Source organism: Amycolatopsis speibonae (assembly GCF_042647925.1).
Classification (GTDB): domain Bacteria; phylum Actinomycetota; class Actinomycetes; order Mycobacteriales; family Pseudonocardiaceae; genus Amycolatopsis; species Amycolatopsis speibonae.
Genome location: NZ_JBHRWK010000024.1, coordinates 145,352 through 161,877 on the forward strand (window position 1 = coordinate 145,352; position 16,526 = coordinate 161,877).

5 protein-coding genes are annotated in these 16,526 nt (G+C 63.7%); all 5 read left to right on the plus strand.

Annotated elements, in window-relative coordinates; translation table 11 throughout:
- The first annotated feature begins 231 nt into the window (after window positions 1–231).
- The 5 genes from ACFOSH_RS18250 to ACFOSH_RS18270 are packed head-to-tail and all read left to right on the plus strand — an operon-like array spanning window position 232 to window position 16,523.
- The gene (locus ACFOSH_RS18250; RefSeq protein ID WP_378240134.1) at window positions 232–6,453 is read left to right on the plus strand and encodes a protein kinase domain-containing protein; all 6,222 of its coding nucleotides are present in this window, start codon (window positions 232–234) and stop codon (window positions 6,451–6,453) included.
- 23 nt (window positions 6,454–6,476) lie between these two features.
- Window positions 6,477–9,368, plus strand: coding sequence for a helicase-related protein (locus ACFOSH_RS18255; RefSeq protein WP_378240136.1), 2,892 nt, complete (start codon window positions 6,477–6,479; stop codon window positions 9,366–9,368).
- Window positions 9,368–13,489 (plus strand): Eco57I restriction-modification methylase domain-containing protein, encoded by a 4,122-nt coding sequence (locus tag ACFOSH_RS18260; RefSeq protein WP_378240137.1) that lies wholly within the window; start codon window positions 9,368–9,370, stop codon window positions 13,487–13,489. The genes ACFOSH_RS18255 and ACFOSH_RS18260 overlap by 1 nt, the downstream gene beginning before the upstream one ends.
- Window positions 13,489–15,327 carry a DUF4357 domain-containing protein gene (locus ACFOSH_RS18265; RefSeq protein ID WP_378240138.1) on the plus strand — a complete coding sequence of 613 codons (1,839 nt, stop codon included), beginning with the start codon at window positions 13,489–13,491 and terminating at the stop codon, window positions 15,325–15,327. The genes ACFOSH_RS18260 and ACFOSH_RS18265 overlap by 1 nt, the downstream gene beginning before the upstream one ends.
- A complete protein-coding gene (locus ACFOSH_RS18270; protein WP_378240139.1) occupies window positions 15,324–16,523 on the plus strand; it encodes an McrC family protein in 1,200 nt (399 codons plus the stop codon). The genes ACFOSH_RS18265 and ACFOSH_RS18270 overlap by 4 nt, the downstream gene beginning before the upstream one ends.
- Window positions 16,524–16,526 lie beyond the last annotated feature (3 nt).

Here is a 16,526-nt window from a genome sequence, read left to right on the forward strand (position 1 = left end):
ACGCCCGTAGTAGCTCACCTTGCGAGGAGGCGACTCGGCAGCCCAAGCAGCCCACGGCGGCAGGCGACCTACCTCAACCCGGAGGCCGGCCACCAGGTCGAGCATGTTTACATCGCCAACAGATAGTCCCTGTCGACAGACTCGCTGGTCGTGTACTCTGTTACACGCAGAGTGGTTCCGCCGACGTACAGCGTGCAGAACTATCGAGCATTGGGCGGGGAGGACGACAGAGTGCTGACGAATGCGCAGGTCCTGGCGGGTCGGTTCCGGCTACTGGAGCCGATCGGCAAGGGCAACATGGGGGAGGTTCACAAAGCCGAGGATCTTGCGGCCGCCGGGGACGGCGTAGTCGCCGTGAAACTCATCCTGCGCACACGGTCCGGCATGTCCGTCGGTTCCCCCGCTGACGACAAGGCGGTCCAGCGGTTCGATCGCGAAGTACGCATCATGCGCAAGCTCGACCACCCCAATCTCCCACGCATCGTCGCCGGAGAAGCGGACCACAGTCCGCCCTACCTGGCGATGGAGTTTCTTGACGGCCATCCGCTCCGCGACCTTGTCTCCGAGCATCCCCAGCTGCCGATTTCCTGGGTCGCCGCACTAGGTGCGCAGATCGCGGACGGCCTGTCCGCGGCCCACGCGAAGGACATCGTTCATCGCGATGTCAAGCCTTCCAACGTGATGGTGCTGCGGGGCGGGCTGGTCAAGGTGCTCGACTTCGGTATGGGTCGCATCGCTGACGACGGCGAGAACGGGAAGTTGACGAGTACCGGCGTTACGGTCGGCACAGCCCGCTACATGGCCCCTGAGCAGTTCCAGGAATCAGCTGTTGGCCCGGCGGCCGACCTGTACGCACTCGGATGTGTGCTCTTCGAACTCCTTACCGGTGTACCACCGTTTCACAGCGAATCCGCGCACGCGCTCGGCGAAAAGCACATCAACGAGCCAGTACCGTCGGTCAGGCTTGCCCGGGGTGACGTCCCCGAGGAGCTAGCGCGCCTGGTCGAGCGGCTCCTGGCTAAAGCTCCAGCTGACCGGCCGGCCGACGCGGTCGCCGTCCGGGAGGACCTGTTGCCACTCGTCACCGGCGACGAAACCGTCCCCGCTTGGGAAGCCTTCAACCCAGTCTCACACCTGACCAATACTCGTGCGGCGAACTCGGCCATCCCTGCGATCAGCCCTGTGACCTCGACGACCGCGGTCGGCATGGACGTCTTCGGCGTGCACCGGAAACTCATCGAGGACTACCGGGACTTCACCAAGGGCGGAACGGTTATCCGCGACGACGAGATCGAAGCCTTCGTCGAGCAGGATCTGGATGCGAAGTCACAATGGCCCGATCCCTGGCTGTCGCTGAACCCGTTCTTCGCGTCGGGCGGCACCCTTCTCGAACTGACGGCCGAAGGGGTGTTGCACGAAGAGTGCGCACGCATCTTCCAGGCAGGCAAGACCGAAGGAGCGACGGTCTGTGACGGTCGCCCCCTCACTCTCCATCGGCACCAACGCGAGGCGATCGACATCGCCCACTCCGGCGAATCCTATGTCCTCACAACGGGAACCGGCTCCGGCAAATCCCTGTCCTATATCGTGCCGATCGTCGACAAGGTACTGAAGGACCGCGAGATGGACGGTCCGCAAGCACGCAAACGAGTTCGCGCGATCATCGTCTATCCGATGAACGCCTTGGCCAACAGCCAGCTCAAAGAACTGGACAAATACCTACTCGACGGCTACGGCAAGGGCCGCGAGCCGGTAACTTACGCCCGCTACACCGGCCAAGAAAGCGACGAACGCCGCAAGGAGATCCGCGACAATCCGCCGGATATCCTGCTCACCAACTACGTGATGCTCGAGCTCATGCTCACCCGGCCCGATGACCGGCGTTCACTGATCAAGATGGCGCAGGGGCTGGAGTTTCTCGTCTTCGACGAATTGCACACCTATCGCGGCCGGCAGGGTGCGGATGTAGCTCTGCTCATCCGTCGAGTTCGCGAAGCCTGCCAGGCAGAGCGACTGCAATGTGTGGGTACCTCCGCGACAATGTCCAGTGACGGCAGCTTCGAGGACCAGCGAAACGTTGTCGCCAATGTGGCCTCGTCCCTCTTCGGCGTTTCGGTGAGCCCCGACAACGTCATTGGCGAGACACTGGTGCGCGCAACCGGCGAAACCCCCGGGGAGGTGCCTGCCGGGCGACTCCAAGCACCCGCTGCCCCGCGCATGTACGCCGATCTGGTCGCCGATCCGCTGGCCCGCTGGATTGAGACCCGCTTCGGCCTCGACACCGACTCTTCACACCGTCTGATTCGGCAACGTCCTGCCAAGATCGAAGAGGCTGCGGTCGAACTCGCCGAAGTCTCCGGTCTGGACGAGGACATCTGCGGGGCTGCGATCCGGCAGACACTCAAGGCCGGTTCAGAGGCCAGGCATCCGGTCACCGACCGCCCGCTTTTCGCCTTCCGGCTCCACCAGTTCCTGTCCAAAGGGGACACGGTCTATGTCACCCTGGAAGACAAGGCGAACCGTCGGCTGACTCGCGACTACCAGCGAGTCGCACCAGGGACTGATGGCAAGATCCTGCTGCCACTCGCGTTCTGTCGCGAGTGTGGCCAAGAATACCCGACCGTTTGGCGGAAGGTACGGCAAGATGGTCAGGTCGTCTACGAGCCACGGCGAGACACGACCGCAACCGGCGGCCGGGCCGGGGACGGCTACCTGTTCATCGATCCCGATCGCCCTTGGCCGGGAACGACCGAAGAGGCCATGGCCGACCGTCGGCTGCCCGAGTCATGGCTCGAAGTGGACGATCACGGTCACGAGAGCGTGCGAGACTCCTATCGGAAACGGCTCCCCAGCGCCATTACCGTTGACGCATACGGGAACGAGGGGCTGGGCGAGCTGACCGCCGCGTTCATTCCTGCGCCCTTCTTATTCTGCCTGCATTGCAATATCAGCTATGAACAGGTCCGGGGCAGGGACTTCGCCAAGCTGGCAACCCTCGACCAGGAAGGGCGCTCGTCGGCGACCTCCCTCATCTCCACGTCGATCGTGCGTTCGCTCAAGAACGCTCCTGCGGCGGCGCTCGACAAGAAGGCTCGCAAGCTCCTCACCTTCGTCGACAACCGGCAGGACGCTTCCCTCCAGGCCGGACATTTCAACGACTTTGTGCAGATCACCCAACTTCGCGGCGCGCTGTACCGGGCGGTGTTGGAGGCGGGCGAGGAGGGAATCCGGCACGAAGAGCTCGCGTCGCGAGTCGCGGGCTCACTGGGTCTGGAACTGGCTGACTTCGCGGGACGCGCGGATCTGGCCCCCGCGCTGGTCCGCAATGCTCGCAAGACCCTGCAAGATGTCATCGCCTTCCGGCTTTACCTTGATCTGCAACGCGGCTGGCGCATCACCATGCCCAATCTGGAGCAGACCGGCCTGCTCCAGATCCACTACGAGGACCTCGCATGGCTCGCCGAGCAGGAGGATCGGTGGGCTAGCACTCAGCCAAGCATCCGCGACGCCGATCCCGGGCGACGCAAAGAAATCATGCACGCGTTGCTGGACGCCATGCGTCGGCATCTCGCCATCGACGTACAACACTTCCGGGACGACTTCGACACGCTTCAGCGCGCGAGCGAGGAACGTCTCATCGACCCATGGGTGCTGTCGGTAAACGATCGTCCACAGGTTGGCACCGCATATGCACAGAGCTCCCGACCGGGAATGGAGAGGTCCAGCCTGTTCCTATCCGGCCGCACCAAGTTCGGCAAATACCTGCGTCGAGTGCATTTCAGGGATCTGTCCATCGACGACACCCAGGTTCTGATCCAGGACCTGCTGAAGGTGCTCACCACGGCCGGGCTCGTCGAGCGAATCGATATGGCTCCCCAACGCTCAGGCCACTTCCGGCGACGATCGGCGTCAACCGTTACCGGATATCGGGTTTCGGCGAGAACACTCATGTGGAAGGCAGGAACTGGCGAGACCGGTACCCACGATCCGTTGACCCGCACCTACGCCAGTGGCGACGGACCCCGAGTCAACTCCTTCTTCCGCGATCTGTACCGGAACGCGGCGGGGGCGCTGGGCGGGCTGGCCGCCAAGGAGCACACCGCGCAGGTCACCCCCGAGGAGCGCGAACGCCGGGAAGACGCCTTCCGCAAGGGAGAGCTCAAACTGCTCTATTGCTCGCCAACGATGGAACTCGGCGTCGACATCTCCGAGCTCAACGCGGTCTTGATGCGCAATGTGCCGCCGACACCGGCAAACTACGCGCAGCGCAGTGGGCGCGCAGGCCGGTCCGGGCAGCCCGCGCTCGTCACCACCTACTGCGCCACCGGCAACAGCCATGACCAGTACTACTTCCGACGTTCGGACCGGATGGTCGCCGGGATCATCACGCGACCGCGGCTCGACCTCACCAACGAGGATCTGGTGCGGTCCCACGTCCAAGCCATCTGGCTGGCCGAGGCCGACCTCAAGCTTGGTCGCGCCATTCCTGAAATCATCGACATCAGTTACGACGAAGACGCCCGTCAGCCCGATCCGGCACTGCCAGTCCACGATCGTGTCGACGCGGCCTTGCGCGACACCGACGCACAGCGACGTGCTGTCGTGGCAGCTCGCCAGGTTTTCGGCGGCTTGGTAACCGAGTTCGAAGACACCACTTGGTGGCATGACCAATGGCTCGAAGATGCGGCCCGTGCTGCCGGAAAGCAGTTCGACGAAGGATTCGGCCGCTGGCGGAAGCTTTTCAAAGCCGCGTTGGTGGATCAGGCCGAGCAGAATCGCAGGGTGCTGGACCATACCCTTTCCGAGCGCGACCGCAAAATCGCTGTCGGGCGGCGACGGGAAGCGGAGACCCAGCTCAATCTCCTCAAGAACGAGAGCGTCGACAGCAAGTCGGTGCTCTCGGACTTCAACCCTTACCGCTACCTCGCCAGTGAAGGCTTCCTGCCTGGTTATTCCTTCCCGAGGCTGCCGCTTGCCGCATACATCCCCACATCCGCCAGGCGGTTCGGCGACGGCGACTATCTCCAGCGACCTCGCTTTCTGGCGATCCGTGAATTCGGCCCTGGCGCGCTCATCTACCACGAAGGTGCCCGATACCAGGTCACACGGATCCAGTTGCCCCCGGACGCCAGCGGTGATGTGGTCACCACCAGCGCCATGCGCTGTACTGCCTGCGGGTATCACCACGATCTACAGGCAAACGCCGACAACTGCGAGCTGTGCGAAGAACCGTTGCGGGAGCGGACGACGGGCCTACTCCAGCTGCACACCGTCTACACCAAACGCCGGGAACGCATCTCATCGGACGAGGAGGAACGCCGACGGGCTGGGTTCCGGCTGGTGACTTCCTACCGGTTCCACGATCACGGCGCTCGCCCCGGCCGCCGGGATGCCTCGGTGTCCGATGACGACGGTGTCATCGCGACGGTGACCTACGGCGATTCCGCGACCGTGCGGATCACCAACGTCGGACGGATCCGCGCCAAGGAGGACGAGCCGGACGGCTTCTGGCTCGACCCTGCCGACGGTCGCTGGATGAACGAGCGCGATGCCGGCGAGGCGTCCGGAGATTCCAGCGAAATGCCGGTCATCGACGCCGACGGCAACGAGGGACGGCGTAAGAAACGAGTGCTCCCCTATGTCGAGGACCGGCGGAACATCCTGGTGGTGAAGCTGTCCGAGCCGTTGCCGGAGCCTGTGGCGCTGTCCTTGATGTACGCGTTGGAACGTGGGATAGAAGCGGAATTCGAGCTGGAAGACGCCGAGCTGACCGGCGAGCTTCTCCCGCCCGATGACGGGCCTCGCGATCGGATGCTCTTCACGGAAGCCGCTGAAGGCGGCGCCGGTGTGCTTCGGCTCATTCAAGCGGAGCCGGACGCTCTGCGGCGTGCCGCGGCCACCGCGCTGGAGATCTGTCACTTCGAGCCCGACGGGACCGACCGCGGAGGGCCGCATCCCGACCGGCCCTGTGCGCGTGGCTGTTACGAGTGCCTGCTCACCTATGGCAATCAGACAAACCACGGCGCGATCGACCGCCATTCTGTTCGCGATCTCCTGCGACGGCTCGCGACCGCGACCGCCCTCACCTCGGGTCGAGGTGAATCCCGCTCGGAACAGCTGGCAAGGCTGACGACTCAGTCGGACACCAAGCTGGAGGAAAGGCTCATCGCCTGGCTCAGCGCGAAGGGGCTTCGGCTTCCTGACCACGCTCAGCCTTTCATCCCCGAAGCGCTCGCCCGGCCCGATTTCACCTACCTCCTGCCCGGCGTCCAGGTCGCGATTTTCGTCGACGGCCCAGTGCATTCCTACCCGATGATCACCCAACGCGACGCGGAAGCGGAAGACCGCTTGCTGGACAGAGGCTGGGAAGTGGTGCGGTTCCCGCACGACGGCGACTGGGCGGCCATCACCGAGGAGTACCAGCGCTATTTCGGGCTCGGTGTGGGCGTCTGACAACGAAAGAGATCATGACACCGATGAAGACATACACCGCTGGTTCGCTGGTCTCCGCGCGCGGGCGCGACTGGGTCGTACTGCCGGAAAGTGCCAGCGACATGCTCGTCCTGCGTCCCCTCGGCGGCGCTGACGACGATGTCGCCGCGGTCTTCCCGGCGTTCGAGGAAGTGCGTAGCGCCGAGTTCCAGCAGCCGTCCGCGGACGACCTCGGCGATGCCCTTGCCGCCGGCCTGCTTCGTTCGGCACTTCGAATCGGCTTCCAGTCCGGCGCTGGGCCGTTCCGCTCCCTCGCCGGAATCGCCGTTGAGCCCCGGGCCTATCAGCTCGTCCCACTCATGATGGCTCTACGCCAACGAGTGGTGCGCATGCTGATCTCCGATGACGTCGGCATCGGCAAGACCATCGAAGCCGGCCTCATCGCGAGCGAACTGCTCGCTCAGGGAAGTGCGCAACGGTTGGCGATCCTGTGCTCGCCCGCGCTGGCCGAGCAGTGGCAGGAAGAGCTGCGAACCAAGTTCGGCATCGACGCGGAGCTCGTACTGGCCTCCACGGTCTCAAAACTGGAACGCGGTTTGGACCTGGGGCAGTCTCTTTTCGACAAGCACCCGCACGTGGTCGTCTCCACCGACTTCATCAAGTCCACCCGGCACCGCGACGACTTCGTGCGGCACTGCCCCGACCTGGTGATCGTGGACGAGGCCCACAGCTGTGTCACCGCGGACGACGGTGGCTCGGCGCAAAGCCAGCTTCGCTACGAATTGCTTCAGCGCGTCGCCGCCGATGCCGATCGGCATCTTCTCCTGGTGACCGCTACCCCACACAGCGGCAAAGAAAGCGCCTTCCGCGCGCTGCTCGGCCTGGTCAAGCCCGAACTCGCCACGGTCGAGCTCGATTCCGATTCCGGCCGCCGCCTGCTCGCCGCACATTTCGTGCAGAGAAAACGCGCCGACGTACGTCAATTCCTCACCGTGCGCGACGGGTTGGCCGACGACAGCCTCCGCGAAGACACCTCGTTTCCCTCGGATCGGTTCTTCAAGGACGAGACTTACCAGCTGACCCCCGCGTACCGTGCTCTGCTCGAGGACGCCATCGCCTATGCGGGCGAGCGGGTGACGGCCGCCGGGGACCAGGGCAAGCGCGAGGCGCGCATCGCGTGGTGGTCGGCGATCGCGTTGCTGCGTTCGCTGGTTTCCTCACCGCGGGCCGCCGCGCAGACCCTGCAGACCCGGTCCGCGGCGGCAACAGCCGCTACCGCCGAGGAAGCGGATCGGCTCGGCGCACCGCTGACCCGCGATGCGTCTGACAGCGACGCGCTGGAAGGACTCGACGTCGCTCCTGGTGCCGAGACCGAAGAGGCCGGCGCACGCCTGGCCGAGCTGGCAGAAAGGGCAGCCCAGCTGGAGGGAACGGATGCGGATCGGAAGCTGGCGACACTGGTCAAGCAGCTCAAGGCATTACTCGCCGACGGGTATCATCCGATCGTCTTCTGCCGCTACATCCCCACCGCCGAATACGTGGCCGAGAAGCTGGATGGCAAGCTGGGCCGAAAGACCGTCGTGCGCGCGGTGACCGGAACGCTCTCCCCGCAACAACGCCTGCAGCGGATCGAGGAACTCGCCGAGGAAGCAGGCGAAGACGCCGCGGCCCGCCGAGTGCTGATCGCCACCGACTGCCTGTCAGAGGGTGTGAACCTTCAACACCACTTCGACGCTGTGGTCCACTACGACCTGGCGTGGAACCCCACCCGGCACGATCAGCGCGAAGGCCGAGTAGACCGGTTCGGCCAGAAGACGGACACCGTCAAAATCATCACGCTGTACGGCAGTGACAACGGCATCGACGGCAAGGTCCTTGAAGTGCTCATCAAGAAGCATCGCCAGATTCGGAAGGATCTCGGTATCTCCGTCTCTGTACCCGACGCGGCGTCGTCGGGAGTGACCGACGCGATCGTCGAGTGGCTACTGATGCGCAGCCAGCGACCAGAACAGGCGAGCCTGTTCGAGGTGGAAACGGTCGATGAGAAGGCCCTGACCCTCGAACTGGACTGGAAGTCGGCCGCGGAACGGGAAAAGACGTCACGGTCCCGATTCGCCCAGCGCACGATCCGTCCCGAAGAGGTCGCCCGCGAGGTCACCGCTATCCGGGACACACTGGGCCGCGCGGGCGAGATCCACGGTTTCGTCCGGCAGACGCTGACCGCCCTCGAAGCTGTGCTGCGTAACGACGACACCGGGTTCACCGCGGACCTGAGCGGCACGCCCATCGGACTTCGCGACGCGCTGGCATCAGTGATCGGTGGCGACGCTCTCGAGCGGGGCAAGCCAGTACCGTTCCGTGCGACGGCTGCGGTCGCCCGTGGCGAGGCAGCGCTGGTCCGCACCGATCCAGTGGTCGGCGCGCTCGCCGGTTACGTACTCAACGCCGCGCTGGACGACTTGTCCGACGGCTCCCGCCCAGCCCGTCGCTGTGGGGTCATCCGCACGAAGAGCGTCGAGACCCGTACGACATTGCTACTGGTCCGCTACCGCTTCCACCTCACGTTGCCGTCCCGGGCGGGTGAACGGCAGCTGATCGCCGAGGACGCGCGTCTGCTCGCGTTCGAGGGAGCCCCGGCCACAGCGACCTGGTTGTCCGCCGAAGAAGCCCTGAATCTGCTGGATCTGACCGCCGACGAGAACACAGACCGAAGCTTTGGTGTCCGAACCATGCAGCGCGTGCTGGGCGGGCTACCCACTGCGAAGCCGCACCTCGAGGCGTTCGGGAATGAACTCGCGACCGAGCTGCTGACCTCCCATCGGCGGGTCCGCACAGCCGCCGGAGAAATCGTCCGAGGGGTGAATGTGGTCGCGCAGAAACCCGCCGACATCCTCGGCGCCTACGTCTACCTGCCGGTTTCGGGAGGAGCTGCCTGATGTCCGCTATCGCTCGTAACCAGGTCTTCTCGGCCGTCCACACCATCGGCGGCCTGCTGCCCGCCGACATGCTGGTGCGCATCTCCGAAGGCAAGGACGTCAAAGGCTGTCTGCCGGCCGACTATCGCGTCGTCGGCTCCCGCTCGGTGCGCGACGACGCGGAGCGCCATTGGGACTACCTCAAGTCCATCTGGAGTGAACTGCGCGATCGACTTCCGGTCGCTCCCGAAGCCGACGCTCCGGCCGACCCTACCGGGCTCGCGACCACCCAGTGGCTCTTGCCGCTCTTCGACGAGCTTGGCTTCGGCGAGCTGAGCGCACTCGGGACCTCGGGTATCACGTCTGACGACGGAAGCAAGACGTTCGCGATCAGCCACCGCTGGACCCACGTCCCCGTGCACCTGACCGCGTGGAACTCCTCTTTGGACAAGCGACCGGCTGGGATTGGCACTGTCCCACCGCAATCGCTGGTCCAGGAATGCCTGAACCGCAACGAAGAACACCTGTGGGGTGTGGTCACCAACGGCCGCCGGTTGCGGCTGCTGCGGGACTCCAGCGCGCTGGCGACCGCCTCCTATGTCGAGTTCGATCTGGAGGCGATCTTCGACGGCGAGCTGTTCAGCGAGTTCGTCCTGCTGTACCGGCTCCTGCATGTCACCCGCTTCGGGGTCGCCGACGGCGCCGCGCCGTCGACTTGCTGGCTTGAAAAGTGGCGGATCGCGGCGATCGCGTCCGGCACTCGTGCGCTGGACCAGCTTCGCGACGGCGTCCAGCAAGCGATCACCACCCTGGGCACCGGGTTCCTCCGTCACCCGGCCAACACCCGCCTGCGGGAAAATGTGGATGCCACCGCGCTACACAACGCTTTGCTGCGGCTTGTTTACCGCCTGCTGTTCGTCTTCGTCGCCGAGGACAGGGAAGCCCTCCACACGCATGACGTGAGTCAACAAGCCAGGAAGCGGTACTTGACGTACTTCTCGACGGCGAAGTTGCGAGCCCACTCGCGGCGACGCCGCGGCACTGCGCACGACGATCTCTACCGAGCCCTCCGGATCGTCCTGGACGCGCTCGGCGACGAGGCCGGACGTCCCGAGCTGGGCTTGCCCGGACTCGGAGGCATCTTCGACGCCGCAGATGTCGACGCGCCGCTGCGCGACCTGTCGCTGTCCAATGACTATCTGCTGGCAGCGGTCCGGCACCTCAGCCAGATCCGGGATGTGGGCTCAGGCCGCTGGCGCACGGTCGACTACCGGCACCTGGACGCCGAAGAGCTCGGTTCCATCTACGAGTCCCTGCTGGAACTCGTCCCGAAACACAGCGCGGTGGATCGAGCCTTCGAGCTGATCGAACTGGCGGGCAACACCCGGAAGACGACCGGGTCCTATTACACGCCGTCCTCACTGATCGAGTGCCTGCTGGACTCAACTCTGGACCCGGTCATCGATGACGCGGTCAAGCGCGGCGAACAGGCCGCTGCGGCAGCGGGCCTGCCGGACGCTGCCGAATCCATTGTGGACACCTTGCTATCTTTGACGATCTGCGATCCGGCGTGTGGCTCCGGTCACTTCCTCGTCGCCGCGGCACGGCGGATCGCAAAGCGAGTGGCGGCGGTACGAGAACGCAACCCCGAGCCCACGCTGGATGCCGTCCGTCATGCTCTGCACGAGGTCATCGCTCGTTGTGTGTACGGCGTCGACCTCAACCCGATGGCCGTCGAGCTCGCCAAGGTCTCACTTTGGCTGGAGGCATTGGAGCCGGGGAAGCCGTTGAGCTTCCTCGACGCGCACATCAAGCAGGGCAACGCACTGCTCGGCGCGACCCCAGCCCTCCTGCGCGGCGGAATCCCGGACAAGGCGTTCATCGCGACCGAGGGTGACGACAAGAAGTTCGCCAAAACCCTCGAGAACATCAACGTCAAAGAACGCGTTGGTCAGTTCAGCCTGTTCGATATCGAAAAGGAGCCGGTAAAGGTCACGAACATCGCGTTCGCCGCCGGTGTGCAACGGATCACGCGCGCACCAGCCGACAAGCTCCGCCAGGTGCGGGAGCAGGCGGCAGCTTATTCATCGTGGGCTAAGTCCGCCGAGTATCTCAACGCAGTGCATCTCGCTGACGCCTGGTGTGCGGCCTTCATGTGGCTCAAGACGCCGAGTGCCCCCAGAGCGGTAACATACGAAGTCTTCAGGTCGCTGGAGGATCCAGAATCATCGGGTGCTTCACCAGCGACTCATGATGAGATCGTCCGGCTCCGCCGGCAGTATCAGTTCTTTCATTGGTACCTGGAGTTTCCCGAGATCTTCGTCGTCCCTGCGGACGGGGGTGGAGCCGCCACTGCGACCGGCTGGTCGGGCGGCTTCGACTGCGTCCTGGGCAATCCCCCGTGGGACAGCGTGGAGCTCAAGGAACAGGAGTTCTTCGCTCGGCGCTCCCCCGAGATCGCGGCTGTTGGCAAGGCTGACACCCGCAAGAAGCTGATCGCCGCTCTCCAGGACGACCCCGACAAGCGCCAGCTGTTCGACGAGTACTCGGCGGCCAAACGCGCCGTCTATGCGGAAAGCCACTTCCTGCGCCGATCCGGCCGGGTTCCCCTGACCGGGCAAGGAAACCTGAACACTTACGCGGTGTTCTCCGAAACCGCCCGAATCTTGACGGGAGCGCATGGCCGTACGGGTGTCATCGTCCCGACCGGAATCGCCACTGACGCCAGGACGCAGTACTTCTTCAAGGATCTCGTACAGCAGGGCTCCCTTGCGGCGCTGTACGACTTCGAGAACGCTGCACCGATCTTCCCAGGCGTACATCGCTCCTTTAAATTCAGCATCTTGTCCCTCACCGGCAGCGCCCTACGAGAATCAGCCGCCACCTTCGCGTTCTTCCTCCAGGCCCCAGCCGAACTGGACGACGCCAACAAAGCATTTACGCTGACTCCGGATGAGATCACACGCCTTAATCCCAACTCGGGCAACACTCCAATCTTTCGCTCCCGGCGCGACGCCGAGATAACTCTCGACATCCATAGCCGAATTCCTGTCCTCATCAAAGAACCAGACGACAAGGGCAAGGGCGGCAGCAACCCTTGGAACATATCGTTCCTACGAATGTTCGACATGGCTCATGACGCGCGCTTCTTGCATTCTCGCCAAGACCTTGAACGCGACGGATGGACCCTAGTAGGAAACATCTTCACCAAGGACGCGTCGCGGATGCTGCCACTGTACGAGGCAAAGATGCTCCATTATTACAATCACAGGTGGGCAACCTACATAGAAGACGGTTCCACCCGCGACGTCACGTTGTCCGAAAAACAAGTCGCCAGTTCCATAGTCATGCCACGCTACTGGGCGTCCGACGCAAACATCCCCACAGGCAAGCTTGACAAAAACGGCCAAGAGATCATGGATGCCGGCGTAGCCACCCGCCTCGCAGGCAAGAAATGGGATCGGGACTGGCTTCTCGGCTGGCGCGATGTTTGCCGCGCGACAGACGAACGCACCGCCATCGTTGCCATCCTCCCACGTGCCGCAGTCGGACACAAGTTCCTCCTAATGACACCCCAGGTATCTGCCGACCTGTCCGCAAGTCTTATTGCCATCCAGAGTTCTCTCGTATTCGACTTCATAAGCCGCCAAAAAATAGGCGGAACTAGCATGGCATTCTTTATTTGGAAACAGTTAAATGTTCCCACGCCTGAAGCAATGAGATTGCACACTAGAGCAATAAAGACGCGCGTTTTAGAAATGACCTACACCGCATATGATTTGGCATCCTTTGCGCGCGATCTCGGTGACTCCGGCGCACCTTTTGTCTGGGACGAGAACCGCCGCGCCATCATCCGGGCTGAGCTTGACGCGCTCTTCTTCCACCTCTACGGAATCTCCCGCGACGATGCCGACTACATCCTCGATACCTTCCCGATCGTCAAGCGCAAGGACGAGGCCAAGTACGGCACCTATCGCACCAAGGACCTCATCCTTGCCGAGTACGACCGGATGGCAGAGGCCGGAGTCAGCCTTACCAACCCGCTCGTCGACGGCGAGAACTACACGTCCACCCTCACCCCGCCGCCCGGTCACGGTCCCCGCCACCCTGAAGCCGTCAGCAGTGCCAAGGAGGGGGCCTGATGCCCGACAGCTATCCCGAATTCCAGCTCCGCCTGCCTTACGGTGGCCCCGTCGCGCATGGGCGCCTCCTTGACGAGAAGGGACCGAACGGCAGCCGGAGGTTCCTGATCCGAGCCGGATCGCCGGTTCGATCGGGCGTCGTGCCGTCGTTCCCGGAGCAAATGCCAGCCGCTCACGGGCTTCGTGAGCGCATGATCGCCGATGGCCTGATCTCTAAGTCCGCAACCTGGCCGGAGCACCTCGAAACCACCGAAGATATCGTCTGCAACTCCCCCTCAGCCGCCGCGGTGATCGTGCTCGGCCGCAGCTCCAACGGCTGGCGCGAGTGGAAGACCGCTGACGATCACCCACTCTCCGACTTCCTCGAGGTGTCAGGGTCAGGGCCTGCTCGGACTTGGTTGGTGCGAGGCTCCAACGTCACCGGGCTCGACCTAGTCCAGCGGCTCTGGCTACCGGAAGGGCGGGTAAGCGTCGCGGCCAGCCAGCTGCGCGATATCGGTGAGGACGACATCACGAAGGACGACCTGCGGACAATCGTCGAAGAGGACTACGAGTCCACCCTCACCTACAACCAACGGCTTCGGCTGGTCGACGAGCTTCACGTCTTCCTGTCAAAAATGAAGCCAGGTGACACGATCTGCACGATCTCCGACGGAATGCTGTACGTCGGAGAAATCACGGGTGAAGCTGAGCAGATCGTCTCGGAGGGCAGCCGATCGAATCTGCGACGGCCGGCGGAATGGAGCAGCACCGGACATCCCTACCACGAACTGCCGGAAGAACTGCAACAGAAGCTGTCCGTCCAGCAGGACGTCAGTGACCTCACCGCGGTCGCGGCGTTGGTAGCCGGACTCGGTCGTAGCACTGAGGAGCTGGCCGAAGAAGCCTCGGATCCGACTGCCGACTCGAGCGTGCAAATCGCCGCGCTGGTGGCTCGCCAAGAATTGGAACTTCCCGAGCCGACTGATGACCTTGTCAAAGACGTGCTCGTACACGACATCGAGTGGTTACGAGAGCTGCGAAACCTGCTGTGGGACGATCGTCAGCTAGTGCTCTACGGACCACCCGGAACCGGCAAGACCTACCTGGCGCTCAAGCTCGCCGAATTCCTTGGCGGCGGCCCGGAACGGGTCAAGCTGGTGCAGTTCCATCCCGCCTACTCCTACGAGGACTTCTTCGAGGGGTTCCGGCCGCAAGAGGATCCGAAGACCCACGAGGTCGCCTTCCGGATCACTGACGGCCCGCTCCGGGAGATCGCCGACCTCGCTTCCAGGGAAGGAAACCGGCACATCCCGCATTTCCTCGTGATCGACGAGATCAACCGGGCGAACCTCGCGAAGGTGTTCGGCGAGCTCTACTTTCTCCTGGAGTACCGCAACAAGTCAGTGCGGCTCACCTACTCGGGCAAAGACTTCGCGCTCCCGTCGAACCTGTTCGTGATCGGCACCATGAACACGGCCGATCGTTCGATCGCGCTCGTCGACACCGCGATGCGCCGCCGGTTCTCTTTCGTCGAACTCTCACCCCGGACCGAGCCGACCACTGGATTGTTGCGCCGCTGGCTCTCCAAGGAAGGCCGAGGCAGCGAACCCGCCGACCTCCTCGACGCGTTGAACACACGGATTACCGACCCCGATTTCCAAGTGGGTCCTGCCTATCTGATGAAGAACGGGGTCTACCGCGACGGCGGGCTCGAACGCACCTGGCGCACCAAAATCCTCCCATTGCTGGAAGAGCATCACTACGGGGAAGGGGTAGGCGTCGAGCAACGCTACGGGCTGCGTTCACTGCGTGCAGCCATCGCGTCCTCGGCAAGCACCCAGCCCGGATCGTCGTGACGGTCCTCAACCTCACCGAACACGGCGCACCGCTATCGGTGCCGCTGGACGACGCGATGGGACGAGCAATCGCCGCCTCCCGCATCGTCGACGCGAGACCGGACATGGAAAACACCGGTCATTGGCGCATCCGCGCCAGAGGCACGGTCGGCGCCGCGACACTGCATGTGCCCGGCCACGACGCGGTTGCCCTTCGTATACAACCCAAGATCCCGATCGCACGGCTCCTCTTCCTGCTGGGTTACAGCCAGAGCCCGAAAGGCTGGCGGGTCGAGGACGTGCAGGTGGACGAAGACCGTGAGCTATTGCCGGTGATGGCACGCCTTTTCGCACTGCAAGCGGAGAGGGCGCTACGCCAAGGCCTCCTCAGTGGATACCGGGAAGTCGAAGAGACCGCCCTCGTCGCGCGAGGCCGCATCCGGACGACCGACCAGAGCCGCAAGCATTACGACCGGCTCATCCCGCTGGAGACAACGCGTGATGAGTTCACCTCCGATATTGCCGAGAATCGCATACTGCGGGCCGCCAGTGAAGTCCTTCTCCGGTTGCCGGACGGCGTTCCGGACAACGTACGCAGGCAGCTTCTCGGGCTGCGTGTCCGGTTGGCCGGCGTCACTCCAGTCGGCACCGGCCATCCTTTTCCGTCGTGGCGGCCTAGCCGCCTCAACGCTCGATACCACCCAGCGCTACGTCTCGCTGACCTGGTTTCGCAAGGTGACTCTGTCGAGAATCGCCCCGGCGATGTGACAGTGAGCGGGTTCATGTTCGACATGCCACGGGTCTTCGAGGATTTCGTCACGATCGCTTTGCGCGAAGCACTTGCCAAAAGCACTGGTTACTGTGTCCTGCAGGCCACTCACCACCTCGACGAGGACAGCGCGATCCGGATGATCCCCGACTTCGTCAGGTACGCCGATGACGACAGACCGCTGGCCGTCGCCGACGCGAAATACAAAGCCGAAAAGCCCAAGGGGTTCCCGGACGCCGATCTCTACCAGATGCTGGCCTACTGCACGGCGCTGAACTTGCAGGAAGGCCACCTCATCTACGCCAAGGGCCACGCGGCACACGGGCTTCATCGTGTCAAGCATGCGGGCATCACCATCCACCAGCATGCTCTCGAACTGGACCAAACACCAGAGCAATTGCGCGAGGACATCCAAAAGCTGGCCCAGCGGCTCGCTCCGGCTTTATAGTCA